This is a genomic window from Mycolicibacter sinensis (assembly GCF_001667375.1).
Classification (GTDB): Bacteria; Actinomycetota; Actinomycetes; order Mycobacteriales; family Mycobacteriaceae; genus Mycobacterium; species Mycobacterium sinense_A.
Genome location: NZ_LZIN01000096.1, coordinates 121474 through 147183, shown reverse-complemented (window position 1 = coordinate 147183; position 25710 = coordinate 121474). Strand labels below are relative to the sequence as shown.

Here is a 25710-nt window from a genome sequence, read left to right as displayed (position 1 = left end):
TTATCCAGCGATCCGTGGTTCTATCTGACTAACGTATTCGTTATCTAGCTCGAAGAGGGTGTTGGAGATGGTTGCAATTCAAGGCAAGGCGGTTGTCGTCACCGGGGGACGCCGGGGGCTCGGCGCGGCACTGGTCGACGAGGTGCTGGCCCGCGGGGCGGCCAAGGTGTACTCGACCGGCCGATCGGCATTCAGCGATGACCGGCCCGCGGTGGTGCCCCATGCCCTCGATGTGCGGTCGGCCGAGTCGGTGGCCGCGCTGGCGCGCACCGCCGCGGACGCCGAGATCGTGTTCAACAACGCCGGCATCCTGCTGCCGGGGCCGCTGCTGACCGGCGATTTCGGCGATATCACCGAGACGTTCGACATCAACGTGTTCGGGCCGCTGCGCGTCGCCCGCGCCTTCGCCCCGATCCTGGCGGCCAACGGCGGCGGAGCGTTGGTCAATATGCATTCGGTGCTGTCGTGGCTGGGCGGTGCCGGAGCCTACGGTGCGTCCAAGGCCGCCATCTGGTCGGCCACCAACTCACTGCGCTCCGAGCTGGCGGCACAAGGCACGCAGGTGCTCGGCGTGCACGCCGGGTTCATCGACACCGACATGGTTTCGTCGATGGCGGCGGATAAGACGTCACCGGCCGAGGTGGCCCGGCGGATCGTCGACGGCGTGGAGGACGGGGCGCTCGAGGTGCTTGCCGACGACATCAGCGTCGGCGTCAAGGCCGCCCTGTCGGGCCCGGTCGAAAAGCTGTTCGTGGCACTGCCAGTCTGATCGACGGCCGAACCGTCATGCCGCTGTGGACGATTCACCACACACCCGGGATCTTCAGCGCCGCGGACAAGCGCGAGCTGGCCTCGCGCATCACCGATCACTACGAGCGGGTCGGGCTGCCGCGTTTCTACGTGGTCGCCTTGTTCCAGGAGACGGCTCCCGAGGATCTGTATGTCGGTGGTGAGCCGACCCCGGTCGGGGTGCGCATCGTCATCGATCACATCGCTCGGCGCGCCGCCGATAAGGAGACCCGGCAGCGGATCGCCGGGGGGATCAAGAAGATTCTGGCGCCGTTTCTGGAGCGGCATCCCGGACTGCATTGGGAGTTCCACGTCGACGAGACCAGCGAGGAGATGTGGATGATCAACGGGCTGGTCCCGCCGCCGGGTGGGTCGGAGGCGGAAAGGCGCTGGGCCAGCGAGAATGTCGCGTCAGCGTATTGCATGCCTAGCTTCGGTGCGTAGCCCAGCTGCTGGTCCCGCAGCCGCGATAGCAATGTCGCGCGCCGCTGCACCAGCACCGAGACGAAGGCCGCGTAGCGCCAACAGGCCGGCCGTTCGGCGAGTAGTGCGCTCAAGTCCTCCGGGGTGTAGGCCACCGCTGCTATCGCCGGTTCGTCGTCGGAGTCGTCGGCGATGTCATCGAGGTTCGGTGCGTCGGCGATGCGGCGCATCACCTCGGCACCGTCAGCGCCGTAGAGGCCGCGGCTGTCGCCGCGCAACGCCCAACTGTGCTGCCGGTCGGCGCGCTCCCGGATCGCGTCCCGGCGCTCCGCGGCGGCGGCCTGTTGTTCGGCGATCCGCGGCAGCAGCACGTATCCGCCGAACCCGACCGCGGCCAAGACCGCGATCGCCACGGCCCACTCGAGGGATCCGGACGCCAAGGCCAGGATGGCCAGGACCGCAACGGCCACGGCGGCTTGCCTTGTCGGCATGTTCATGGTTGTGACGCTACGAGGGGGGTGTGACATCGAGTCCGATCGTCGGTGGCCGCGGTGATACTGCAGGGACGACTGGCCTCATGACCACGGGGCCACTGTTGGCCTCCCCGGTGAAAGCGAGCGCACCATGACCCACGACCCCCACGACGGCCGCGCCGGTTCGCTGGTGGCGCAAGCACTCGGCGACGCGCTGGGTTCCTCGTCGAAGGGCACCCACCCGCAGTCTGCACGCCCTACGCCGACGATGTGTTCGCTAAGGCCGATCCGCCGCAATTCTTCCGCGGGCCGTTCGCGTTCGGGCAGCACTCTGACGACACCCAACTCGCCCGGGAGTTGGTGCTAAGCCTGGGAACGATGCACGGGTTCGTCCCCGACGACTTCGCCGGGCGCATCGCGGCGCTGTTCGACAACAACACGATCGTCGGGCGCGGCCAGGCAACCCAGGAGGCTGCCTGGCGCCTCATCGACGGTGTGCCGTGGGACCGCGCCGGTGAGCCCTCACCGAGCGCGGGCAACGGCGCCGCCACGCGGGCAGGGCCGGTCGGCTTCCTCGCGCTGGGCCGCGACCAGATCATCGGCCTCTCCGACGACGCGGCACGCATGCGGCGACGTGGACACCGTCGCCGCCATGGCCGGCGCGATGGTCCCCGGTGCCGCCGTCGGCCTCGACGGGTTGACGCCGCGGCTGACCCGGTGGGCCACACATCTCAACGATCAGGGGACGTTCTGGCTCGACGAGCTCATCGCGATCGCGCGGGCGGTGAGGTGAGGATGGCGACATCCTCCACGCGTGGCGCAACCAGCTCCGCTACGTCCAGTTGGAATACGAGGGCGAGGTCCAGATGCTGGTGATCGGTCCCAGTCGCACCGGCGCACTACTGGAACTGGTGGTCCCGACCGACGAGCCGCACCGGGTCATCCACGCCGACAAGCTACGCGCCAAGTTCTACAAGTATCTGCAGTGAGGCGGTGCTCATCATGGCGAATGTGAAGCGCGAACGGGATGTTGAGGATTGGCTGGATTCGATCGAGCCGGAGCCGACCGATGCGCGCGATGCCAGCCACATCCGAAGGATCATCGCAACTGCCGAAGCGCTGGTAGGCGCCGAAGCTGATCTACGTGCCGCGGTCGCTGCCGCCCGAGCGGCAAGAGACACCTGGGACGCGATCGGGGTGGCACTCGGCACCAGCCGCCAGGCCGCGTATCAACGGTTCGGGAAGGGATAGTCGCGGACCGCACGGTTACACCGGAGTCGGCCACGGCTCACTCTCGCGATCTGGGCGTTGATGCCCGCCGGCCGCGGAACTCCCCGCCGGAGGTTTCGTGCCGCCGCGCCAAGTCGAGCGCCGACAGCGGCCCGCTCCAGGTGCCGAAGTAGTGGCAGCGCAGGCACGCCGCCCGATCCCCCAGCACGACGCCGGGATGCTGCGACGGCCAGTTCTCCGGAACGCTTCCATACACGGATTCGTAGGCCAAGCGCAGGTACTCGCGCTCGTACCAGTAGAGGCGAGCGACATTCACACCGGTCGAACCGCGTTTCCAATTGATCCACGGCGTCACCATGGCCGGCGAAAACATCGCATCCCAGTACGGCCCCCAGGTGTTCGGGCCGTGATCCGACCAGCGGGTCGAGGGCTTCAGCTCCCGCTTCTTCTCGTTCATGCCGCACCTGCCAACCGATGTAGTGCCGCGCGAAGATCCCCGGCGGGGTTGGCGTCGGGCAGCACTTTTGCCACGTCGTGCAGTGCTTCGTCGATCCCGATGCCTCGTTTGCGGGCCCCGTAGAGAGCGGCGACAGCCGGGGTGCGGTTGCGGGCGTGCATCGAGTGCAGGAACACCGTGCGGCCCGTGGCCCGCAGCTGTTCGACGGCCCGCACGGTGTCGAGCAGCACGAAGTCGAGGTTGGGCTTCTCGTCCTCCTCGTCGCCCAGCCGCACGTCGAGGTGGGTGGCGCCGGTGCGCAGCCACGTATCGGACACCGGGCACAGCGACACGATCGCATCGACACCGTCGGGGACGTACTGCCGCGGCCGGGCCAGGGCGCCGACGCCGCCGATCCAGAGCTGCTCGTCGTGGGGATGGCGGCGTGGTGGAGGCTGATCCTCTGTCGCCCAGTACCCGCCTCGACGTTCGGGCTCGCCCTTGTCAATGATGTTGTCGGCCAGGCGGATCAGGTCGCGTGTTCGCAAGCCCGGCCAGCCGCGCAGCCCCAACCGCCAGTCCGAGGGCACCGCCGAGGCGCCGTAGGTCGCACCCAGCAGTCCACCGGCGATCGCGGCCGGTCCGGCGCCCGCGATCGCCGCCGCTTCCAGCGTCAGCCGTAGGTGATCGACCCGGAACACTTCCTTGGCGGGTTCGTCGACGGGGATCGGGGTGTGCACGATCGCCGACCAGGCCGCCTGCAGCTCGACCACCACCCCACCGGCTGCGGTGAACTCGTGCGGTGGAGTGTTCTCGGCAGCATCGAACCGAACGCTCCACCACTGTTGGCGCCCGATATCGAGCTGCCCCAGGCCAATTCGGGTATCGAGTTGCCCAGTGAGCACCGCGTGGCGGATCGCCGCGCACCACAGCACACCGGCGTCCCCGGCATCGGGGTCGTGGTGGGCCAAGTCGCTGATGACGCGGGCCGCGGCGGCCAGCGCGGTCTCGTCATCGAGGTGTGCCAGCGCCACCGACGCGGTCCGGGCGAGTGACGCCGGCCGCCCCCCAATACGTTTGACGGTCTTGGCCCGCCAGTCCCAACGCTCGACGATCCGGTCCTGAATGACATCTCGGCGCAGGTCAACCTGAATGGCGGCCAGTTCGGCGACCGCGATCGCCATCGCCGTGCCGCCGATCCACTCGCCGCCCTTGGCGGCTCCCAGCGCCTCACCGGCGGCGGTACCCAGCAACACGCCGCAGGCGCGGTCTCGCTGAACGGTCGTCAAACGTGCAGATACGTTGCTGCCCATCGCATTACTCCAGAATGCCCGGGCCTCCCACTGGAGGCGCTCTTGCCGTACACCGGTCGGTGTCGGCCGCTTCGTCATCCGAGCCACCCACGAGCGTGGGGTTGGCGCGCCATCCAGTCGGAGCTTGTCGACGGCGTCTCATGAAGCTGATTCAGTGTAACCCGGCTGTCCGACAAGTCGCCGTCCGCGACCCCGGTCCGCCCGGGCGAAACGGGCTAGCGTTCGGGCCCGTCGTCGTCGGCCAATTCTGCCCGTTGCGCCGTGGTGAACTCGGGCATTATTGCGTCCGGGTTGACCGTCCTGGCGTCGCGGTAGCCACGGACATTGGCCGACACCGTCAACATCGCCTCGCGTGACTTGCCCCGCGCGTAGGTGACGGCCTGCCCATCTTTGACCCCGAGCCCCTTGCCCACCTCGACAGCGTCCTGGTCGGCACCCATGTAGAGGAACTCCCACCCGTGATCGTTGGTCTGTTGCCCCACAAGAGCTTTGATGTCGGGCCGGCGCCATTCGCTGCTGGAGTTCTCCAACCCGTCGGTCATGATCGCCACGACGACGGTGCCCGGCCGGTCGGCCTCGGGCAGCGCATCGATCTCGGCGGCCGTGTCGGTGATGAGCTTGCCCATCGAGTCCAGCAGCGCCGTGCTTCCGCGCGGCTGGATCTTCAGCGGAGGTACCCGCCCGACGTCGATGCCGCGGTAGACGACCTCGTACTCGTAGTCGAACTGCGCCAAGGTCACGGTGCACCGGCCCTCGCCTTCGCGTTGCTCGGCAATAAACGCGTCGAATCCGCCGACGACGTCGGACTTGATCGACTGCATCGAGCCGGAGCGGTCGAGCAGGAACACCAGGTTGGTGAGGTTCGGATCTGACATGAGCGGTCCTTTCGAGATCGTCAGGAGGGGTTGGATTTACGGCGCGGCTTGAACCGCATCGGCTCGGCGGGAGCTGCCGGCGGCAGCGACCTGCCGGCGTACTTGTCGCGGCGGGCGCGTTTGACGTCTTCGGCGGTGACACGGCCTGCCGCCGACGCATACGGCGCCAGCCTGGGCGTGCCGGCCAGGCGTGGCCCCACCGCGTTCTCGGTGAGACCGGCGTTCTTGCCGGCCGCCGCGAGCGACAATTCGTCATCGACGACCGCGCTGGCCAACTGCTCGTCGAGTAGCTGGCCGACCTCGATCAGGACTGACCGAAGGTGTTGCAGCACTTGGGCGGCGGAGTCGGCCGACTCTGCCCGGTCAAGATGGCTGCGAATCAGCGGGTAGCGATTGGGCATATCCCAGATTGCCGCACTTTGTGCGTTATCCGCAATAACTGCGGACACTTTGAAGGGGCGCGTCGGGTGTGGCATGCGTGAGCCAAACGGTGCATCACCATTCCAGGGCGCCGGGTAGCGGCGCTATGTCGCGCTCCGGGCCACGCTCCGGATCACGGAGTCGTCAACCCCAGCTCTCGGCGATCGCCTGGGACGACGCATTGACTCGTCCGTAATCGACGAGCCGGATGTCCAGCCCGGCATGTTCCACCACCGACAGCGCCCGGCTGATGGCGTCGTCGATCCACTCCGGGGTGTTACCGAACGCTCCGCCGCCGAGCCGGGTCAGCAGCACAATGTTGGAACCGCCGGCACCGGCTTGCTCCGCCGCGGCGAGCAGGGTCGCCTCATAGGCGGCCTGCAGCACCAGCCGTGCAAACGGTGCCCAGCCGGCATGGCTCCGATTGTGCGAATACGAAACGGGCAGCGCCGAACAGAACGCTTGTGAGACGTGGTGGCGCGGTTCGCCGGCGACGTCGGTGACTTGAACGTTGCGGTGCAACCCGATCGCCAGTTGCCCACGTAGCGTGTCGCGGAGTTCGTCGTCGGCACCGCTCAGCAGTGCGCTGATCGCATCGAGGCCGTCATCGGTGCACAGCGCATATCCGTTGCGCATCTGCCACAGCGCGCTCACCGGACGGCGCAGCTCCGCGGACAACGCGTCCCCCAGCGGGGCCAGTGCATCGAGTTGACGATCGTGGGTCTGGCCGGTCTGCCCGTCGATCGGCACAAGATAGTTGCGGTAGATGGTGGCCGCCCCGGCCGCCATCGCGCAGGCCGGCCCCTGGGTGGCATCGTGGGCGTATCCAGCGACGCCCTGCTCCGGGGTGACGTGCGGCGAAACCATCTCCAGCAGGTTGAACTGCGAGGCAACCTGAAACAGCGCACCGGCGAATGCGGGATCGGCGTGCAGCGCCCGGGCGTCGCCCGGCAGGCAGGTGACGGTACTGCGCTGCCGGCCACCGCGATTCACCCGCGCCCGCAGCTGAGCCAGGGTCGGCAAGGACAGCGCGCCGATGCCGTAGCGGCGGCCGTTGACGGTCGACACCAACTCGTCGCCCTCGACAACCAGCCGGCTGCAAGTCGACGCGTAGCCGTCCTCGCTGAAACCCATCAGGCGTTCGAACCAGTCGCGGGATGACATAGCGCAAATCGTGGCACACGGCGCCGACAATCGCGCCGGCGCTCACGCAACCAGCATCTGCGTCGCCAGGCCCGCGGGTCCGGCCTGGTCGAAAATGATCGTCTGCGTCATCGCCCCTGCCCCGGGGACCACGGTGGTGCGTGAATCCATGCCGATCCAATCACCGACCGGATCGTGGTCGAGCACCACCGACAAGTCGCAGTTGATCGCCGGATGTCGGTCCGGCGGCGCACATATGCTGATCCCGCTGCCGGAGTCGGCCACCGTCAGCACCCGCTGCCACGGTGTCATGGTCTCGCCGTCGACCAGCGCCACCTTGGGCCGTGTCCAGGCTTTCGCCCGACCGAATTCGACGAAGCCGCCCTGCTCGAAACGCCAATCGATCGCCGACAGGTAGCCATCGGCGTGCCAACCGTCGGGAACCGCCGCATCCGAGGCGGGGAGTTCCGCGTCGATCTCCCGCAACTCCTCAGGTGGTGGCTGCGCAGGAAAATCCGCCGATGCGGCAATCAGCCGCCAGGCCCGCCCGATCAGCACCGTGTACCCATCCGCCTGGGCCGTCGCCTGCAGCAGCTCCACCCGCTTGCCTTTGCGCAGAGATTCCACCGTGATGTGCAACGGTGCCACCGGCACCGGCCGGAGAATGTCCACCGTCACCCGCGCCAGCCGGTGGCCGGGCCGCGGCTGGTGCCGCTCGATCTGTCTCGCCAATAACGCCGACGGCGGCCCGGCATGCTGCGCCAGCGGGCTCCAGGGTCCCGCGGTCGACGGCGAACTGTCGAACACGTCGGCCCCGGTCTGCGTATAGAACGCCTTGGCATCCACGCGGCTAACGCTAGCGCGGGGCCTCCAGCCCGCGGGCAAGTTCTCCGGGCCGGCGCGGTTAATACCAGATCGCCATACGCTGCCCCCGCTCGTTGCTCTGCGGCGGATCGGGAACCGAACAGGCCACGTGCGTCTCAATCCGGTGGGCGCTCCACGCGGCTGCCGCGGCATCGAGAACATCGTCGGGACCGGCTTGACCGGCGTCGCCGATCTCCGCGGGTATGACGATCCCGGCTGATTCGAGGCGGGCCATCCGGTCGCGCTGGCCATGCCAACTCTTCTTGCCGGCCTTCGGCGGACCGTCACCCATCATGGTGAAGGACAACTCGGGGTGGACTTCGAACAGTGGCAGCGAGTCGTCGGAGTAGAGCGCATCGGCCTCCACTATTCGTGTGCGCAACGCGAAACTCTGTTGGCTCAGCCCCATGCCGGTCAGCTGACGATGCAGGATACTGGCGGCGTGGTGCGAATCTGCGAGCAGCACCGGCCGTGGCGCGGTGAGGAACACGCTGCTGCGCCGCGGTCCCACCAGAGATCGGGCAGCAGTGTCGGCGAGCCGAAAGCCCTTATCCAACAATCCCAGTGGTATGTCGACAGCGACAACCGCGTAATCGGCAAGGTCGGGTAAGTCGACCAGTCGGGCAGCGGTGACGGCGCGAGCGAATTGCCCGTCGACGAGTTCAACGCCAACCCAAACCTTGCCGGCGGCATCCACACCCAATACGCGCACCGCTACGACACTACGGTCGGGGAACGGATCGTGTCTCCCTACGCCACCGCCACCCCCGATGCCTGAAACACCTCCGCCGGCATGGCCTGGTGCAGCTCCCAGGTGATCGCCATCGGCTTCTCCCCCTCGTGCGAAACGTAGTCGGCCGGGCCGAGGAACACATACGGCGACGCACCCAGCGCGGTGGTTTTGGTGGCGCGGACGAATAGCAGGATGTGTGAGCCGTTTTCGCGGTGGTGGATGTAGCGCTGCCCGGTCGGGGATACCGCCGAGGTGGTGGATTGCGACTCCCAGTGAAACAGCCGGTCGCTCAGCGCGAAGTCGCGGTACATGGTGGTCGGTGAGTAGTCGGTCTCGGATTTCTTCAGCGTGATCAAGAACGCGTCGGTGTTGAGCTCCGGGCGCCACATGACACCCTCGCGCATGGTGCTGGGGGTGCGGTTCTGGGCGGCGTAGTCCAGGGCGGCCAGGATCTCTTCGCGCGAGTAGGTGGCGTGTACCTGCAGCGGCACCTCGCGCAGCGACGGGACCAGGCCACCGAGCTCATAGGTGGTGCGCCGGGCTCTATCGAAGGCGATATCAATGACCTGGCGCATTTCGTCGATCACCGGTTCGCCGACCAGGGCACCGAGTCCATCTGCCACATCGGCAAATCCGCCGCCGTTGGGGAACAGCGAGTAGAACAGCATCGCGGCCAGTCGCCGCTCCGCGGGGCTGTCCAGGTCGACAGTGCCATCCAGGATGGCCCGGTAGGTCTGCCAGCGCAGCCGGTCATCAGTGTGGGCCAGGGCGCGCACGCGTTTGACCAGATCTGTTTCCCGTGGACCCGCATCGGCCGTCAGTTTGCCCGCTTCGCGGCACAGCGTGGTCCAGGACCGGTTGTTCTTCACGATTTCGGGCAGCTCCCGGCCGTAGGCGTCGAGGTAGCCGACTAACCGGTCATCGGGATGGGCGCGAACCTCGGATACCAGCGCCGCCCAGCGGGGCGCCACCTGCTGTTTGATGTTGTCCAACACCAGTTTCTGCGCAACCCGGTCCAGCACGATCTGGCTGCCCGACGGCAGGAACGGAAAGCCCTGCTCCACCTGATGCTGCAACGCCTTGCCGCCCGCCCCGGTCAGGGCCCGGAAGCGTTGGTCGAAGCGAAACTCGCGGCGCTGGTGGCCAACGAAGTCCAGCGCGGTCAGCACGGTCTTGCCGTGGGTGAGCCGCAGCCCGCGGCCCAGCTGCTGCAGAAAGACGGTCGCGCTTTCGGTCGGGCGCAGAAACAGCACGGTGTCGACCTCGGGAATATCCAGACCCTCGTTGAACAGGTCGACGGCGAAGATGATGTTGATGTCGCGGTTGCGCAGCGCCGCCAGGGCCGAGCGACGCTCGTCGGCGGGCGTCTCAGCCGAGACCGCTAGCGCAGGAATGCCCGCGTCGTTGAAGCTGTCGGCCATGTAGCGGGCGTGATCGACGCTGACGCAGAATCCCAAAGCGCGCATGGCCGCAACGTCACCGACTTTGTCGCGCAGTTGTTTGAGCACGATGCGGGTGCGGGCGTCGTTGCCGGTGTATATGCCGCTGAGTGCAGCCAGGTCATATCCACCGCGCTTCCACTGCACGGATTCCAAATCGGTGTCGTCGAAGATGCCGAAGTAATGAAATGGGCAGAGCAAGTGTTGTTCCAGGGCCTCCCACAGACGTAGTTCGGCGGCGATGCGGCCGTCGAAGAAGGCGCGCACGTCCACGCCGTCGGCGCGTTCCGGGGTGGCGGTGAGCCCGAGCAGCTCGATCGGCTGCACATGGTCGAGCAGACGCCGATACGACGCGGCTTCGGCGTGGTGGAACTCATCGACCACGACGACGTCGAAGTGGTCGGGGGCGATGTCGGCCAGCCGGTTCGCCGACAGCGATTGGATGCTGGCGAACACATGCCGCCACTTGGTCGGCTGCTGGCCATCGATGAGCAGTTCACCGAAGGTGGCGTCGGTGAGGACCTCCCGGTACATGCGTTGGGCTTGGCCAAGGATCTCCTTGCGGTGCGCGACAAACAGCAAGGTGAGGTCGCGGCCGTGGACCTCGCGGGCCAGCCGGCGGTAGTCCAGGGCGGCCATCACGGTCTTGCCGGTACCGGTGGCGGCGACGATCAGGTTGCGGTGCCGATCATGCAAGGTGCGTTCAGCGTCGAGTTGTTCCAGCATCTCGGCTTGAAACGGTTTGGGACGCACTTCCAGACCGGACAAAGTGACGGCCAGTGAGTCACGTTTGCGCTCGCCGGATGCGTTCTGCAGGGCTTGGCGGAGCCGTTCACCGTCCTGGTCGGGACGGTACCGCTCGAAATCACGGTTTTCCCAGTAGGAATCGAACGTCGCCCGGAATTTCTCCAGCAGGTGCGGCGTGCCGATGGCCGAGAGCCGAACGTTCCATTCCAGGCCGTCGACCAGGGCAGCGTGCGACAGGTTGCTGGAGCCGACGTAAGCGGTGTGGAAGCCGGTGTGGCGCCGTAGCAGCCACGCTTTGGCATGCAGGCGGGTAATGGTGGTGTCGTAGTTGACCCGGACCTCGGCACCGAATTCGCTCACCAGGGCGTCCAGCGCGCGAGCGTCGGTGGCACCGAGGTAGGTAGTGGTGATGACGCGCAGCGGGATGCCCCGCCGGTGCAGGTCGGTGAGTTCTGATTCCAGCAGCCGCAGGCCCTGCCATTTGACGAACGCGCACAGCAGATCCACCCGGTCGGCGCTGGCCAGCTCGGCGCGTAACTCGGCAGCCAGGGTCGGCTCGCCACGGCCGTTGGTCATCAGCGCGGCGTCGGAGAACGGGGTGGCGGGACGCGGGAGCCTTGCGGCGCCCAGCGCCGTTGCCCGGCGCACTTCGTCGAGGCGAATGATCTTGCCGGGCTCCTTTGCGTGCAGGGCGGCCCCGTCGGTGTAGTTGTCGGGAAGTACATCCAGGATGCGGTGGGCCAGGGCCACCCGGTCTTCAACGTTGCCCGCAGTTTGCAGAGACCGTTCGATGATCGGCGCAAGGTAGCGCGCGATGGCCAACGCGTGTTCGGCGTCGTCGACGGTGCCGTAGTCAGGATGCAGATCGGTGTGGTGCGCGAGTTGGACAGCCAATTGCTCGGTGAGCAGGGATTCGTAAACGCCGGCGTCCATGGCCGGCAGGTTAGCGGATGTGGCGGACATCCCGAGACTCGCTCAATAGCAAACGGTTCAAACCGCGACAGCCGAGCACTGGCTGGGACACCCCCAAGGCCCAACCAATCCGGCGCCACCTCTGCTCTCAGCCGCGCCGCCGGCTGAGAGCCATGCTTTGCTCCACCAGATATGACCCAGCTCAGCCCAGATCGTTTCTACTTGTCGGGTGCCGACACCCCGATCAGATCGTGCGTTGTCGCGGATCACCCGCTCATCGTCGTCATCATCATTCCCAGCAAAAAGTGACGCGGCCGGCGAAGCCGCCGAAGTGTTTCCACGGCACGGACAGCTCGTCACCTGGGTTTATGCGCAGCCGAAACTGGGAATGCTGCGCAACACCACTTATTAGCCCCTTCCACAGAAATCGGTGACCGCCATGATTGCCCTCGGAGTTGTTCTCATCATTCTCGGTCTCGTTTTGCCTGCTCTCATCCCGACCTTCGTCTACGCCCACCTGATGGTGGTGATCGGGGTCATTCTTCTCGTCGTCGGCCTGCTACTGATGCTGGCCGGACGGATGGGCAGCCCGGTGGGCGGTCGGCGTCATTACTACTGACCGCCGACCCATCTGCCCGCAACGCAAAGGAAACCGCAATGAGTGACAGCACCATCATTCTCATCGTTGTCGTCGCGATCGTGGCCGTCCTGGTCCTGATCGCTTTGGCCCTGGTCGCGCGCAACAAGCGCACCGAGCGGCGTCGCAGCCAGGCCGGGGCGATCCGGGACAAAGCTGCCGAGCAGGTTCATGAGGTGGGACAGCGCGAAGCCCACGCTGAGGAGATTGCGGCCAAGAGCCGCGCCGTGCGGGCCGAATCCGAAGCGCTGGCAGCGCAAGCGGAAAACCTGGAACACCAGGCGCACCAACACCGCAATGATGCGGCCACCGCGCGCAGCGAATTGGACTCCGAATTCCAACGCGCCGACAAGCTCGATCCCGGCGCATCCACGTCCGACACCCCACCGGCCCGGTAACGCTCTCAACCCGAGCAGCAACGGACCTGATCGGCATCGCCGATCACGCCCCGTACCCTTACCAGGCGTGACCGGCATCGACCCGCAAAGACTCGCCACCTGCCTGCAGGTGCTCACCGAGGTCGATGCGCTGCCATCCGAACACCCCGACGCGATAACCGTCCGCCGCGCCACCGCGCGGATGTTCAAGCAGGTGAAGAAGGCCCGCCGCGACGCGAAGCGCGACGCGGTGGCCGCCGCCGACAAGGCCGTCATTGCCGCCACCGCCACCGGCGCCCCGGGCCGCATCGACGACGAGACCCAGGGCATCCCGCTGGTATCGGCCACTAAGGGCGCATCGGCGGGCACCCTGATCCGCTCGCGGCCGTGCTACATCTGCAAAACCCACTACACGCAGGTCGACGCGTTCTATCACCAGCTGTGCCCAGGCTGCGCCACCATGAGCCGGGCCAAACGCGACGCCCGCACCGACCTGACCGGCCGCCGCGCCCTGCTCACCGGTGGGCGCGCCAAGATCGGCATGTACATCGCGCTGCGCCTGTTGCGCGACGGCGCCCACACCACCATCACCACCCGCTTCCCCAACGACGCTGTGCGCCGCTTCGCCGCGATGCCCGATCATGCCGACTGGCTGCACCGCCTACGGGTGGTGGGCATCGACCTGCGCGACCCCGCCCAGGTCGTCGCGCTGGCCGACACGGTGGCCGACCAAGGCCCGCTGGACATCCTGATCAACAACGCCGCGCAGACGGTGCGCCGCGCCCCCGGCTCGTATGCCGCCCTGGTCGAGGCCGAACGCACACCGGCCGCCGAGCTCGTCGACGTCATCACCTTCGATCACGTCAGCGACGCACACCCGGCCGCGCTGGCCGGCAGCCTCGCCGAACACCAGCAACCGCACGCGCTGACCGAACTGGCCCTGACCGCCCGCAGCGCCTCCCCGGCACGGATTGTCGCCGGCACCGCGATCGACGCCGGCGGGCTACTTCCGGACACGGCCGCAATCAACAGCTGGACCCAACGGGTGCACGAGGTCGACCCCTTGGAGCTGCTCGAGGTGCAACTGTGCAATCAGACCGCGCCGTTCATCCTGGTCAGCCGGCTGCGACCGGCGATGGCGGCATCGGCGGCCCGTCGTAAATATGTGGTGAACGTGTCGGCGATGGAGGGCCAGTTCAGCCGCCGCTACAAGGGCGCCGGGCATCCGCACACCAACATGGCCAAAGCCGCGCTGAACATGCTCACCCGCACCAGCGCCGCGGAGATGCTCGAGACCGACGGGATCCTGATGACCGCGGTGGACACCGGCTGGATCACCGACGAGCGCCCACACCCCACCAAGCTGCGGCTGGCCGAGGAGGGCTTTCACGCCCCGCTGGATCTGGTCGACGGCGCCGCCCGGGTGTATGACCCGATCGTGCGCGGGGAGGCCGGCGAAGATCTGTACGGGTGTTTCCTCAAGGATTACGAGCCGAGCAATTGGTAGCGGTCTCGTGCCGCCCGCTCAGTACAGTCACCTGATGGCCGGTCGCCGAGGCGCTCGTTGAAAAACCTGATCACCCGAGTGACCATCGCGGTCGTCGTCGCAGCGATCATGGTGGCCACGGTGTGGGCCAGTCGCACCCACCCCGCGGGCAACCCGATCCCCATGCCCACCGCCAAGGCCATCGGCCCCGGCATCGGCATCAACATCAGCCCCGCCGATGGCTCCGAGAACATCAGCTGCACGGCTGGATTTCTGGTGCACACCAAGGATGACCGGCCGGCGCTGCTGTCCGCGGGGCACTGCAACAAGCCCGGCGGGCCCGCCGCGGTGGCCATCCGCCACGGCGGGCTCTTCAAATATCCGGTCGTCGGCACGTTCACCGAGACCATCTACGACGGCAACGACTGGAACGACTTCGACATCGGCCTGATCGCCCTGGACCCGCCCGGGAAGATCCCGCTCACCGCCGAGATCGACGGACAACCGGTGGTCGGCCTCGCTGAAAGAGTCGAAATCGGTGACACCGTCTGTCATTTCGGGATCCGCAGCGGCGGCGCGGTGTGCGGGCCGGTGGTCACCAGTGAGGAGAACAAAATCCGGTTCGCCGCGACCGCCAAGTGCGGCGACTCCGGCGGGCCGGTGTACAAAGTCCGGCCCGACGGCAGCGTCGAAGCGGTCGGGATCTTCACCGCGGTGTCCAACGGCGACTACTCCGAGCCGACCTGCGACGGCCCGCACATCTACTCCGTCGCGCAGCTGATCAAGCCGTGGCTGGCGGCATGGGAGCTGACCCTGGCCACCGCGACACCCTAGAAACTAGCGGCACGGTCAAAGTCTCGGCTGCCCCTACCGCCGCAAGCCCGCGCGGAACACACTGGGATTGCGACGCGGCGGGAACCAGATCTGAACCGAACGCCCCGCTGCGTCGTGTCACGTCCGGGAGGCTGGTCTATGGATTTCGGCGATGCCAGCAACAGATGGACACCCGACCGCGGGCAGGCCGCGGCCGCACTGCCGCATGACTCCGTCCGCACCCTGGTCACCGACGCGATGGCGCAGCTGTCCGCCGACAACCGGGGGCTGCTCGGTCGCGCCTACTACCACGGCTGGACCACCGGGCAGATCGCCGCCGACCTGGGCATCGCCGAAGCCAGCGTGAAGACCCAGTTGCACTACGCGCTGCGCACCCTCCAGCAGACCCTGCGAGACATGGGGGTGGCGCCATGACGACATGTCGCCACGAGTACGCCATGTGGGACGCCGCCTACGTGCTGGGATCTCTGTCGGAGTCCGACCATCTCGAATTCGAGCAGCACCTCGACGACTGCCCGTCCTGTCGCGCCGCGGTGACCGAACTGTCCGGGATGCCGGCGCTGCTGTCGCTGCTGACTCGCGACGACATCGACGCCATGCACGACGGCGAACTGAGCGGCCCCGCCCGCGTCGCCCAGGCCGGCATCGCCCGGCGCACCGACGGCGCCTCCGACCGATTCGAATCCAGCGCCCCGGTCGCGGTGCTGCAGCCACCGGAGACCGTCTTCCCGATCTTCCGCACCGGCAACTACACGCCGGTTCCCGACGAGCTCACCGCCTTCGACCTGCGCGTGGAGGGCAGCATCCCGGCGGAACTGAACGGTTGGTACCTGCGCAACGGACCCAACCCGCGCGAGGCGGGCGGGCATTGGTGCACCGGCGACGGCATGGTCCACGGGGTCCGTCTGGAGAACGGCCGGGCGGCCTGGTACCGCAACCGGTGGGTGCGCACCGAGAGCTTCGAGCAGCCGCTGGCGCTGTTCAATCCCGACGGTAGCCGCAATCTGCACTCCAGTGTGGCCAACACCCACGTGATCCGCCATGCCGGCAAGACCCTGGCGCTGATGGAATCTTCACTGCCCTATGAGATCACCAACGACCTGAAGACGTTGGGGGTCTACGACTTCGCCGGCAAGCTGGCCGATTCCATGGCCGCGCACCCCAAGATCTGTCCCGCCACCGGCGAGCTGCACTTCTTCGGCCACGGCGACATCCTCGATCCGCACGTCAACTACTACCGGGCCAACGCCGACGGTGAGCTGATTATCCGCCGTCCGATCGACGTGCCCGGGATGACGCTGATGCACGACTTCGCGCTCACCGCCGAGCATGTCGTCTTCCTGGATCTGCCGCTGGTGTTCAACCTGGCGGTCGCGCTCACCGGACGCTACGAACGTGACCTGCCTTATCGCTGGGATGACGAATACGGCGCCCGATTGGGGGTGCTGCGCCGCGATGACCCCTACGGCCCGGTGCGCTGGTTCGACATCAACCCCTGCTACGTCTTCCATCTCGCTAACGCTTTCGACATGCCCTCGGGTGATGCGATCGTGCTGCAAGCGGCCCGCTACCCGGAGATGTGGCGCCACAACAGCGATTTCGAAACCGACGCCACGCTGTGGCGCTGGACGATCCATCTGGATTCCGGTGTCGTCGACGAAGTCCAGCTCGATGACCGCGACATCGAGTTCCCCCGCGTCGATGATCGGTTGGTCGGCGCCGACGCCCGCTACGCCGTCACAGTCGCCCGGGACAGCCTGGTCCGTTACGACCTGGCGCGCGGCGACGCGCAGGTGCACCGGTTCGGCATCAACGGCCTGTCCGGTGCGCCCAGTGAGGCAGTGTTCGCACCGTCACCGGGGCAGGCCGATGAATCGGCTGGCTGGTATCTGACCTACGTCTATGACCCGGTGCGCAACGGCAGCGACCTGGTGATCATCGACGCCGCCGATTTCGACGCCAAACCGGCCGCTCGGGTGCGGCTGCCCCGGCGCGTTCCGCACGGCTTCCACGGCAACTGGATTCCCGACTGATCGTTTCGGGCACGCGGTGCCGCGCATGAACCCGACGGGCGCGCGCCCCGTGTCACTAGGCAGGAGGTGATCGGTGTGCCTCGAGTCGGTAACCCGCCGGACCACGAAGCCGCATTGATGAAGACGCTCTACGACGAGCACGCGGCGGTGTTGTGGCGGTACGCGCTGCGTCTGACCGGCGACCGGAGCCGCGCCGAGGACGTCGTCCAGGAGACGCTGCTGCGCGCCTGGCAACACCCAGACGTCATTGGTGACCCCGAGCGGTCGCCGCGGGCCTGGCTGTGCACCGTCGCGCGCAACCTGATCATCGATGAACGGCGTAGCGCCCAGTACCGCAACGTCGTCGCCTTGTTCGACGAGTCGGCCCCACCCGAGCAACCCACGCGCGACGAAGTGGACACCGCCCTGGACCGGATGTTGATCGCCGAAGCCATGACCCAACTATCGAAGGATCATCAGGCCGTGATCGAGAGGTCCTACTACCGTGGTTGGAGCACCGGACAGGTCGCCGAAGACCTCGGGATCGCCGAGGGAACGGTGAAATCACGCCTGCACTACGCGGTGCGGGCGCTGCGATTGGCCTTGCAGGAGATGGGGGTGACACGATGACCGCGTTTTCGAGGCCGGAGCACCCGTACGCGATGTGGGACGCCGCCTACGTGCTGGGTTCGCTGTCCGCCGCCGACCGTCGCGAGTTCGAAGACCACCTGACCGGCTGCCCGGCATGCCGAGACGCGGTCGCCGAGATCAGCGGCGTGCCCGCCCTGCTCTCCCAGCTCGAGCACGCCACGGTGGCCGAAATCGCCGACGGCACCGCGGCACCCCAGCCATCGGCAGAGCTGCTGCCGTCACTGCTGAGCGCGGTGCGACGACGGCGCCGCCGTACCCGGCTGATGACCTGGGCGGCAACCAGTGCCGCTGCCGCCGTGTTGGGAATCGGTGTCCTGGTCGGAGTCGGTGGCTATCCGTCGACGACGCAGCCGGCGCAGCAAGCCGCGCTGCCGATGGCGCAGGTGGGCACCACAGCGCTGGCCTCGACCGTCGCAGTCAGCAGCCAGCCCTGGGGCAGCATCATCGACTTGAGCTGCGTCTGCCTGGCTCCGGTGACCGCGCACCACGACACCCTGGCGCTGGTGATCGTCGACCGCGACGGCAACCAGACCCGACTGGCGACCTGGGTGGCCGAGCCCGGGCACACCGCCACACCGGCCGGCAGCATCTCCACGCCCCGCGACCAAATCGCCTCGGTACAAGTGGTTTCCGCTGACAACGGCAAAGTGCTTCTGGAACGCGCAATGTGAACCAATGCCATTCGCCCGCCGTGTCACTGGCATGTCCAGGAACTACTCAGTAGTCGACCACATCGTGGCCCAGCTGCCAGCAGCGGGAGTGCGCCACATCTTCGGCGTCGACGGCGCGAACATCGAAGACCTTTACGACGCAGCGTATTTCCGCACCGACATCACGGCGGTGCTGGCCAAGCACGAGTTCGGGGCCGCCACCATGGCCGATGGATACAGCCGCAGCGGCGCCGGTCTGGGTGTGGTCGCCGCGACGTCGGGCGGCGGCGCGTTGAACCTGATTCCGGGACTGGGGGAATCATTGGCCAGCCGGGTTCCAGTGTTGGCGCTGGTCGGGCAGGCCCCAAGTGCGATGGACGGCCGCGGCAGCTTTCAGGACACCAGCGGTCGCAACGGTGCGCTGGATGCCGAGGCGTTGTTTGCCGGCGTGTCGATCTTCTGCGAGCGGGTGCTCGACCCCGACGACATCGTCTCGGCATTGCCGCGCGCTATCGCCGCAGCCCGCCGCGGCGGACCGGCGGTGCTGTTGTTGCCCAAGGATATTCAGCAAGGGACCGTCACGATCGGAGCCTGCCTGCGCAACGGTGTGCGCCGTCCTGAGCGGCCACCGCTCGGCAACCCGCAGCCGATCCTGCACGCGCTGCGCGATGCTCATGGCCCGGTCACGATCATCGCCGGCGAACAGGTGGCCCGCGACGACGCCCGCACGGAACTCGAGGAACTGCGCGCGCTGCTGCGGGCGCAGGTGGTATGTGTTCCCGACGCCAAGGATGTGGCCGGCACACCGGGTTTGGGTTCGTCGTCGGCGCTGGGCGTTTCCGGTGTGATGGGTCACCCCTCGGTTGCCGACGCGGTGGCGGCCAGTGCGCTGTGCCTGGTGGTGGGCACCCGGCTGTCGCAGACCGCACGCGCAGGCCTCGATTCAGTGCTGGCCGACGTCCGCACCGTGTCGATCGGTTCGGCGCCCCCGTATCTGCCGTGCACCCACGTGCAGACCGCCGATCTGCGCGCGTCGCTGCGGATGCTGTGCCGGGCGCTGGCCGGACCCGGGCGCCCGCAGTGGCTGCGGGTGCCTGACACCGTGTCGCGCACCGAGTTGCGGCCGCCGCCCTACACCGGGCCCGGCGTGCGCTACCGCGACGCGATGACCGTACTCGACCATGAACTGCCCCGCGGGGTCGACATCGTCGTCGACGCCGGCAACACCGGCGCCGCGGCAATCCATTATCTTGCGCCGCGGCGCGACGGCCGCTTCCTGGTGGCCCTGGGCATGGGCGGGATGGGGTATGGCTTCGGCGCCGGCATCGGCACGGCGTTGTTCCGCGGCCGGCGCACCGTGGTGATCGCCGGCGACGGCGCATTCTTCATGCACGGCATGGAGATCCACACCGCGGTGCAGTACCGGCTGCCGATGCTGTTTGTGTTGCTCAACAACAACGCGCACGGCATGTGCGTGACCCGCGAGCAGCTGTTCTACCACGGCTGGCACAGCTACAACCGCTACACCCCCAGCCACCTCGGCGCCGGCCTGGCATCGATGTTGCCGGGCCTGCCTGCCGTCGACACCGCCGACGCCGGCGGATTCGGCGCCGCGTTGCGCACCGCGCTGGCCCACGACGGGCCGTCGGTGATCAGCGTCGACTGCGCCGCCGATGAGATCCCGCCGTTCGCACCGTTTCTGACCGCCGGCGTTTCCGCACCGACACGTAGGGAGGACCACCGCTATGTCGCTTCCAGCACTTGCTGATATCAGCGAGCCCATCGACGGACTGATCCGGGTAGAGACCAGTCCCCGCAACGTGGCCACCCCGATCATCATGGAGATGATGCGGTCGGTCTACCCGCACGATGTGGTCTTCGGCGACTACTGCACCGTGAACGACTACATCGACTGCCCGCCCGATGAACTGTTCGACTATCTGGCCGACACCCGCTGCCTCGAAGAGTGGACCTACAGCCTGCGTGGCTTCACCCCCACCGAGGAGCCGGGCCTGTGGCTCGCCTACGACCGGCTCGGTTCGGAGACCCGGATCTACACTCGCACCGTCGCCGACAGCCGCTCGCGCACCGTGGATTACCACTGTGCGTGGGATCAGGGCCACCACCTGTGGATGATCTATCTGCTGCGGGTCGTCGATGCCCAGGTGGTGCTGAACAAGCCCGGATCGGTGGTGCTGTGGACCAATTGCCATCACCCGTTCTACGACCACAACCCGTATCCGGAGACCGCACCACCGCAGCGCCCGGTCTGGGTCGGTGACTTCTGGGACATGTTCAGCGCCGGCCATCTGCTGGAACTGAAGAACCTGAAGGCGATTGCGGAGTACCGCCACCACAACGGCCTGCCGATCACACCGTCCTGGATGAGATGAGCCGATCATGGGCCAACCCGCCATCAGCTTGACCGACGTCTCCAGTTACCTTCCCGGGGAACCGATTACCGCGCAGTACTACGCCCAGTTCGCCGAATCCGACGAGCTACGCGACAACGTGATGTTCCGGGCGCCGGTGTTCCGCCACCACGTCGCCGCCGACGAGTCCGCGGTCGACATGATCGAGCAGGCGGCACAGGGCCTGATCGACCGGCACGGCCGCGACGTCATCGAAGGCGTCGACGTCTTGATCACCCACACCCAGTTGCCCGACATCCCGTTCTGCGGCGCGGGCGGGGCTATCGCCCACCGGTTGGGTATGCGCCCGTCGTCGGTGCTGGATCTGCACAACGGCGGATGTGCCGCATTCGTGTTGGGACTCAACGTCGCCCGGCAACTGCTGACCGCCGGCGCGGGGCGCACCGCGTTGATCGCGATCGCCCAGAACGCCGCCGGCCAGGTCTTCGACCAGCCCGCCGTTCGAGGCAAGTCGCAGGCCTCGGTACCCGGTGACGGTGCGGCGGTCGGCCTGGTCACACTGACCGATCACTCGCCGATTCTCGACGTGGAGTGCCGCACCTACGGCCAGTACGCCGGGGACATGACCTACACCATCGACCCGCCCCGCAAGTGGTGGCAACCCGGGCCCGGGTCCGGTTATATCGGCTTCACCGAAGACAAGATCACCAAGGTGATGGCACGCGGCAACCGGCAGGTGCCCGAGGTCGCGCTGACCGTCTGCCACCGACTCGGCCTGTCCCCTGCCGACATCGCCCTGCTGGTCACCAATCAGCCCAACCGGGTGTTCTTGCGCAATTGGCGCGAAGCACTCGAACTGCCCCAATCACGGCACTTCGACACCTTCGACGCGTGCGGCAACCTGTTCGGCGCCGGTATCCCGATCAACCTGGATCGAGCCATCACCGCGCAGCGACTCCACCCGGGCGAGGTAGTGGTGATGGCCGGGTTTGCGCACGCCGGCGACTTCGCGGGCGCCGCGGCGATCCGGTGGGGCGGACGCCCATGACGCCGGCCGTCGATCCGTGTGCGCTGGCACTCAATGAGAATCCGTTCCCGCCGCTGCCGGCGGTACGTGCGGCACTGATGCACGCCGCTGGGGCGGCCAACCGCTATCCGGATTTCCTGCCGACCCGGTTGCGCCGGCTGGTGGCCGACCACGTAGGCGTGCCCGAGGAGAGTGTGGTCCTGGGGCCCGGCGCCTCCGGGCTGGCGATACAAGTGCTGCACGCGATGACGAACCCGGGTGATCGGATTGTGCTGAGCCAGCCGACTTTCGACGGCTATCCGATCTTCGCCGGAATCGCGCGGCTGATGACGGTCGACATCCCGCTGGACGGATATGGCCGTCATGACCTGCCCGCGATGGCCCGCGCCGCCGCCGACGCCCGCGTCGTGGTCTTGTGCCGGCCGCACAACCCGACCGGGACGCTGGAGCCCGTCGCCGATGTCGAGCGGTTCCTGACGAGCATCCCCGGGGACACCATCGTGCTGCTCGACGAGGCCTACATCGAATTCGTCGCACCCGACCAGCGCATCGACGCGGCCGACCTCATCCAGCGGTTCCCGAATGTGGTGGTGTTGCGGACCTTCTCCAAAGCCTACGGACTGGCCGCGCTACGGATCGGCTACGGCGTCGCGGCGCCGGTGCCGGCGGCCGCGCTGTGGGCCATGCAGATGCCGTTCGGCGTCCCCACCAGCTGCATGGTGGCGGTGGCGGCTTCCTATGCCGCCGAAGCGCAGCTGCAGCAACGCATCGAGCAGATCACCGCCGAACGCCAGTACCTGCGGGCACGGCTGCAGGCCGCCGGTGTCTACTGCACCGACTCGCATGCGAACTTCCTCTACCTGCCCGCCGCCGGTCGGCCCTGGCGTGAGGTCTTCGCCGGCACCGGGCTGCAGGCTCGGCACTACCCCGACGGCGCGGTGCGCATCACGGTGGGCACTCGCGCCTCGACCCGGTTGGTGGTGTCGGCGGTCGAGCGGATGCTCAGTGCGCCAGTAGATGCACCGCGCGTTCGAACACTCCGGGCAGCAGCTCGCACGCCGGGATCAAGGCCCGCCGAGTCGGCTGCGGAGCGCTGGCCAATACCAGCGCTCGGGTGAGCAGGCGATAGCGCCGGGTGATCGCCGGCCAGGCCCGCTCGTAGGCCGCCGGATTGCCGTCGACGATCGCCGCGACGGCGGCAGCAGCCTGCTTGACGGCCAGGCTGATGCCCTCACCGGTCAACGCGTCCTCGTAACCGGCGGCGTCACCGACCAGCAGCACCCGGCCTTCGACCCGGCGGGAAACCACTTGGCGCATCGGGCCGCACCCGCGGGCCGGGCCGCGTTGGGTACCGCTCAGGCGGGCTGCCAATTGCGGGAACCAGTCGAGTGCGGGGCGCTGCGGCGACAGGATCGCCACTCCCACCAGATCCGGTTCTACCGGCGTCACGTAGGCCTCACCCCACCGGGACCAGTGCACTTCGACGAATTCCGACCAGGCCGGAATCCGGTAGTGCCATCGCACCCCGTAGCGCCGCGGGGTGCCGGCCACCGCCGCGATCCCGACGGCTCGCCGCACCGTGGAGTGCAGCCCGTCGGCGGCGATCAGCCAGGTGGCCCTGATCCCGCCGGCCGTCACGCCGTGGGCGTCCTGGTCGACGGTGCCGACCCGCTTGCCGACCCAGTCGACGTCGTGCTGCTTGGCCTGGTCGGCCAGCGCGGCATGCAGGGTGGTGCGGCGCACCCCGCGCCCGGGCCCGTCGCGGAAGGGTGCTTCGATCCGGCGCTGCTCGTTCAGGTAGGCGATGCCCCGCAGCGGCGTACCCGCCGGGTCCACGCCCAGCGACGCCAGAGCGGCCAGCCCGCCCGGCATCAGACCCTCACCGCAGGCCTTGTCGATCGGGTTGCCGCGCGGCTCGGCGACGATTACCGAAAGACCTTGCTGCCGTGCGTATAACGCGGCGGCGAGGCCCGCTGGTCCGCCGCCGACGACCAGAAGGTCGGCATCGATGCTGCTCACCGGTACCCCAGGGCAGCGTTCTCCACCCGGATACGTACCCGCAACACCGCCGCGTTGGCGAGGGTGAACCCGATCGCGGTCACCCAGGCGGTGTGCACCAGCGGCAGCGCGAACCCCTCGACCACCACTGCCACATAGTTGGGATGATGCAACCATCGATACGGTCCACGGCGGACCAGCGGAGCTTGCGGCATCACGATCACCAGCGTGTTCCATCGCCGGCCGAGTGTCGCGATGCACCACCACCGAAGCCCCTGGCTGGCCAGCGTCAAGGCGAACATCGGCCAGCCCAGCACCGGAATGAAGGGCCGGTGCAACAGCGCCACCTCGACCACACAGTTGAGCAGCAGCGCCGCGTGGATGCTGACCATCACCGGGTAGTGGCGATGACCGAATTCGGTGCCGCCGTGGGCGAATGCCCAGCGGGCGTTGCGGTGGGCCACCGCCAGCTCGGCCAGTCGTTCTACGCCGACGGCCAGGATCAGCAGGTAGTACATGGTTACCAACTCATCAGCACGAGTTCGGCGGAGAACCCCGGCCCCATCGCGACCATCAGGCCGATCGATCCCGGCGGCGGCGGGTCGGCCTCGGTGTCGTGCAGAATGTCCAGCACCGAAACCGAGGACAGATTGCCGTGCTCACGCAACGACTTTCGGGTCCGCTCAAGTGCATCCGGGGGCAGGTCCAGCACGTCTTCGACCGCGTCGATCACCTTCGGGCCGGCGGCATGCACGATCCAGGTGGAGATGTCGTCGGTCACCAATCCGTAATCGGCCAGGAAGTCGCGGACGTCGTCACCGAGGTATTTCTCGACGACGGTGGCGATCTCGACGGACAACACGATATTGAAACCATTGCTGCCGATATCCCAGCCCAAGATCTCCTCGGTGTCGGGATAGGTCCGGCTTCGGGTCGCCAGCACCTTCGGCCCGGTAGGCGCTCGGCCCGGCCCCGTTGCGACGACGGCCGCGGCACCGTCGCCGAAGAGGCTGGAGGCGACCAGGTTTCCGATCGAATGGTCTTTGCGCTGCACGGTCAGCGAGCACAGTTCAACCGCCAGCAGCACCGCCACATCACCGGGGAAGGCACGCAGGTAATCGTGCACCCGTGCCAGGCCCGCGGCCCCGGCGACACAGCCCAAACCGAACATCGGGATGCGCTTGACGTCGGCGCGAAGTCCCATCCGCGTCACCAGCCGCCCTTCCAGGGAGGGCACGGCCAGCCCGGTGACCGTCGTCGAAAACACCACGTCGACATCGGATGCGATCAGTCCGGCCTGATCCAGGGCCGACTGCAGCGCGCGTTCGCTCAGATCCAGCGCGATGTCGAGGTAGGCGTCGTTGGCTTCGGTGAAGCCACTGAGCTTGGGGTAGCGCGACAACGGCAGTGCCAGCTGGCGTTTGGCGACGCCGCTGCTGGCGGCGAACCGCGCGAACTCCGGTCCGGCGAAGTCGGACAGGGCCGCCATCACCTGGGCCTGGCTGTGCCGGTGGGACGGGAATTCAACGGCCACAGCGGCCACTGTCGGGGTGTTTATTGCGGGCTTGTCCATGTCGAGGTCACGGAGTTGCCGGTGCCGCGGTTCAAGCCTGGCAGGTAAACGTTGTGTGATCGGTCGCATCGATCCACGGCCGCGGTGATGTGGTGTGCGCCGGGCTCTGAGCATCAAACTGTTGCGGCGGCAGCGCGTTGGCGGAAGTTGTCGCTGAGAGGCGGGCAAAGATCCTGCCGTCCCTCGGGCGGGCGCGCTCAAGGCCGCCGGAGGGTTGATGCCGGCGGTAGGCTGAACGAATTGACGCGGTGAACCTCGCAGAGCCCGGACTCGTGTCATGTTCGGTGGGGGTGCCA

The 25710-nt window shown here is 67.5% G+C and carries 28 protein-coding genes, 1 pseudogene and 1 riboswitch; of the genes and pseudogenes, 18 read left to right on the top strand and 11 right to left on the bottom strand.

The window, feature by feature from the left end; genetic code table 11:
• Nucleotides 1-67: 67 nt before the first annotated feature.
• From A5771_RS19915 to A5771_RS19900, 6 genes and pseudogenes are all read left to right on the top strand, one after another.
• Nucleotides 68-769: an SDR family oxidoreductase gene (locus A5771_RS19915; protein ID WP_064856950.1), complete on the top strand. Its 702-nt coding sequence runs from the start codon at nt 68-70 to the stop codon at nt 767-769.
• Between the two features lie 17 nt (nt 770-786).
• Entirely contained in the window at nt 787-1233 is a 447-nt protein-coding gene (locus tag A5771_RS22300; protein ID WP_082947351.1) for a tautomerase family protein, read from the top strand.
• A gap of 722 nt (nt 1234-1955) precedes the next feature.
• Nucleotides 1956-2303: pseudogene (locus A5771_RS24720) on the top strand (ADP-ribosylglycohydrolase family protein); the annotation flags it as partial.
• A gap of 16 nt (nt 2304-2319) precedes the next feature.
• The gene (locus A5771_RS24200) at nt 2320-2478 is read left to right on the top strand and encodes a hypothetical protein (RefSeq protein ID WP_234783133.1); all 159 of its coding nucleotides are present in this window, start codon (nt 2320-2322) and stop codon (nt 2476-2478) included.
• Between the two features lie 10 nt (nt 2479-2488).
• Complete coding sequence (locus tag A5771_RS19905; RefSeq protein WP_064856905.1) at nt 2489-2674, top strand: hypothetical protein; 186 nt, start codon at nt 2489-2491, stop codon at nt 2672-2674.
• Between the two features lie 13 nt (nt 2675-2687).
• On the top strand, nt 2688-2936 hold the full coding sequence (locus A5771_RS19900; RefSeq protein ID WP_234783136.1) for a hypothetical protein: 249 nt from the start codon (nt 2688-2690) through the stop codon (nt 2934-2936).
• A 37-nt stretch (nt 2937-2973) separates the two neighbouring features.
• Here A5771_RS19900 and A5771_RS19895 read toward each other — a convergent pair whose 3' ends face one another.
• The 8 genes from A5771_RS19895 to A5771_RS19860 all read right to left on the bottom strand — a co-directional run bounded on the left by A5771_RS19895 (nt 2974) and on the right by A5771_RS19860 (nt 11818).
• Nucleotides 2974-3372 (bottom strand): hypothetical protein, encoded by a 399-nt coding sequence (locus A5771_RS19895; RefSeq protein WP_064856904.1) that lies wholly within the window; start codon nt 3370-3372, stop codon nt 2974-2976.
• Nucleotides 3369-4640, bottom strand: coding sequence for an ADP-ribosylglycohydrolase family protein (locus A5771_RS19890; RefSeq protein WP_342707875.1), 1272 nt, complete (start codon nt 4638-4640; stop codon nt 3369-3371). Before A5771_RS19890 ends, A5771_RS19895 begins: the two co-directional genes overlap by 4 nt.
• A 57-nt stretch (nt 4641-4697) precedes the next feature.
• A riboswitch (SAM riboswitch) is annotated at nt 4698-4810 on the bottom strand.
• A gap of 69 nt (nt 4811-4879) precedes the next feature.
• On the bottom strand, nt 4880-5539 hold the full coding sequence (locus A5771_RS19885; RefSeq protein ID WP_064856902.1) for a vWA domain-containing protein: 660 nt from the start codon (nt 5537-5539) through the stop codon (nt 4880-4882).
• A gap of 20 nt (nt 5540-5559) precedes the next feature.
• The gene (locus A5771_RS19880) at nt 5560-5940 is read right to left on the bottom strand and encodes a hypothetical protein (protein ID WP_064856901.1); all 381 of its coding nucleotides are present in this window, start codon (nt 5938-5940) and stop codon (nt 5560-5562) included.
• A gap of 163 nt (nt 5941-6103) precedes the next feature.
• Complete coding sequence (locus A5771_RS19875; protein WP_064856900.1) at nt 6104-7123, bottom strand: hypothetical protein; 1020 nt, start codon at nt 7121-7123, stop codon at nt 6104-6106.
• Between the two features lie 42 nt (nt 7124-7165).
• The gene (locus tag A5771_RS19870) at nt 7166-7948 is read right to left on the bottom strand and encodes a thioesterase family protein (RefSeq protein WP_064856899.1); all 783 of its coding nucleotides are present in this window, start codon (nt 7946-7948) and stop codon (nt 7166-7168) included.
• Between the two features lie 58 nt (nt 7949-8006).
• A complete protein-coding gene (locus A5771_RS19865; RefSeq protein WP_234783131.1) occupies nt 8007-8663 on the bottom strand; it encodes a DUF429 domain-containing protein in 657 nt (218 codons plus the stop codon).
• Nucleotides 8664-8716: 53 nt separating this feature from the next.
• Entirely contained in the window at nt 8717-11818 is a 3102-nt protein-coding gene (locus A5771_RS19860) for a DUF3427 domain-containing protein (protein ID WP_064856897.1), read from the bottom strand.
• 418 nt (nt 11819-12236) lie between these two features.
• Here A5771_RS19860 and A5771_RS19855 point away from each other — a divergent pair, with 418 nt between their 5' ends.
• The 12 genes from A5771_RS19855 to A5771_RS22290 all read left to right on the top strand — a co-directional run bounded on the left by A5771_RS19855 (nt 12237) and on the right by A5771_RS22290 (nt 22961).
• Nucleotides 12237-12416 carry a DUF6131 family protein gene (locus A5771_RS19855; protein WP_064856896.1) on the top strand — a complete coding sequence of 60 codons (180 nt, stop codon included), beginning with the start codon at nt 12237-12239 and terminating at the stop codon, nt 12414-12416.
• Nucleotides 12417-12454: 38 nt separating this feature from the next.
• Nucleotides 12455-12832, top strand: a complete 378-nt coding sequence (locus tag A5771_RS19850) for a hypothetical protein (protein ID WP_064856895.1) — start codon at nt 12455-12457, stop codon at nt 12830-12832.
• 67 nt (nt 12833-12899) lie between these two features.
• On the top strand, nt 12900-14318 hold the full coding sequence (locus A5771_RS19845; RefSeq protein WP_064856894.1) for an SDR family oxidoreductase: 1419 nt from the start codon (nt 12900-12902) through the stop codon (nt 14316-14318).
• A gap of 78 nt (nt 14319-14396) precedes the next feature.
• Nucleotides 14397-15131, top strand: coding sequence for a S1 family peptidase (locus A5771_RS19840; RefSeq protein WP_234783130.1), 735 nt, complete (start codon nt 14397-14399; stop codon nt 15129-15131).
• 138 nt (nt 15132-15269) lie between these two features.
• Complete coding sequence (locus A5771_RS19835; protein WP_064856892.1) at nt 15270-15545, top strand: sigma factor-like helix-turn-helix DNA-binding protein; 276 nt, start codon at nt 15270-15272, stop codon at nt 15543-15545.
• Nucleotides 15542-17164, top strand: a complete 1623-nt coding sequence (locus tag A5771_RS19830) for a carotenoid oxygenase family protein (protein ID WP_207545484.1) — start codon at nt 15542-15544, stop codon at nt 17162-17164. Before A5771_RS19835 ends, A5771_RS19830 begins: the two co-directional genes overlap by 4 nt.
• 117 nt (nt 17165-17281) lie before the next feature.
• Complete coding sequence (locus tag A5771_RS19825; protein WP_064856891.1) at nt 17282-17773, top strand: sigma-70 family RNA polymerase sigma factor; 492 nt, start codon at nt 17282-17284, stop codon at nt 17771-17773.
• On the top strand, nt 17770-18465 hold the full coding sequence (locus A5771_RS19820; protein ID WP_064856890.1) for an anti-sigma factor family protein: 696 nt from the start codon (nt 17770-17772) through the stop codon (nt 18463-18465). The genes A5771_RS19825 and A5771_RS19820 overlap by 4 nt, the downstream gene beginning before the upstream one ends.
• 4 nt (nt 18466-18469) lie before the next feature.
• Nucleotides 18470-20212, top strand: coding sequence for a thiamine pyrophosphate-binding protein (locus A5771_RS19815; protein WP_064856889.1), 1743 nt, complete (start codon nt 18470-18472; stop codon nt 20210-20212).
• Nucleotides 20190-20837 (top strand): hypothetical protein, encoded by a 648-nt coding sequence (locus A5771_RS19810; RefSeq protein WP_064856888.1) that lies wholly within the window; start codon nt 20190-20192, stop codon nt 20835-20837. The genes A5771_RS19815 and A5771_RS19810 overlap by 23 nt, the downstream gene beginning before the upstream one ends.
• 7 nt (nt 20838-20844) lie before the next feature.
• On the top strand, nt 20845-21864 hold the full coding sequence (locus A5771_RS19805; protein WP_064856887.1) for a 3-oxoacyl-ACP synthase III family protein: 1020 nt from the start codon (nt 20845-20847) through the stop codon (nt 21862-21864).
• Nucleotides 21861-22961, top strand: a complete 1101-nt coding sequence (locus A5771_RS22290) for an aminotransferase class I/II-fold pyridoxal phosphate-dependent enzyme (protein WP_082947347.1) — start codon at nt 21861-21863, stop codon at nt 22959-22961. Before A5771_RS19805 ends, A5771_RS22290 begins: the two co-directional genes overlap by 4 nt.
• Here A5771_RS22290 and A5771_RS19800 read toward each other — a convergent pair.
• Genes A5771_RS19800 through A5771_RS19790 form a run of 3 tightly spaced genes read right to left on the bottom strand, consistent with a single transcriptional unit; the run spans nt 22846 to nt 25414 of the window.
• A complete protein-coding gene (locus tag A5771_RS19800; protein WP_064856886.1) occupies nt 22846-23862 on the bottom strand; it encodes an NAD(P)/FAD-dependent oxidoreductase in 1017 nt (338 codons plus the stop codon). The two genes, A5771_RS22290 and A5771_RS19800, sit on opposite strands and share 116 nt — an antisense overlap.
• Nucleotides 23859-24359, bottom strand: a complete 501-nt coding sequence (locus A5771_RS19795) for an isoprenylcysteine carboxyl methyltransferase family protein (RefSeq protein WP_064856885.1) — start codon at nt 24357-24359, stop codon at nt 23859-23861. The genes A5771_RS19800 and A5771_RS19795 overlap by 4 nt, the downstream gene beginning before the upstream one ends.
• A gap of 2 nt (nt 24360-24361) precedes the next feature.
• Complete coding sequence (locus A5771_RS19790; RefSeq protein ID WP_064856884.1) at nt 24362-25414, bottom strand: type III polyketide synthase; 1053 nt, start codon at nt 25412-25414, stop codon at nt 24362-24364.
• Nucleotides 25415-25710: the final 296 nt, after the last annotated feature.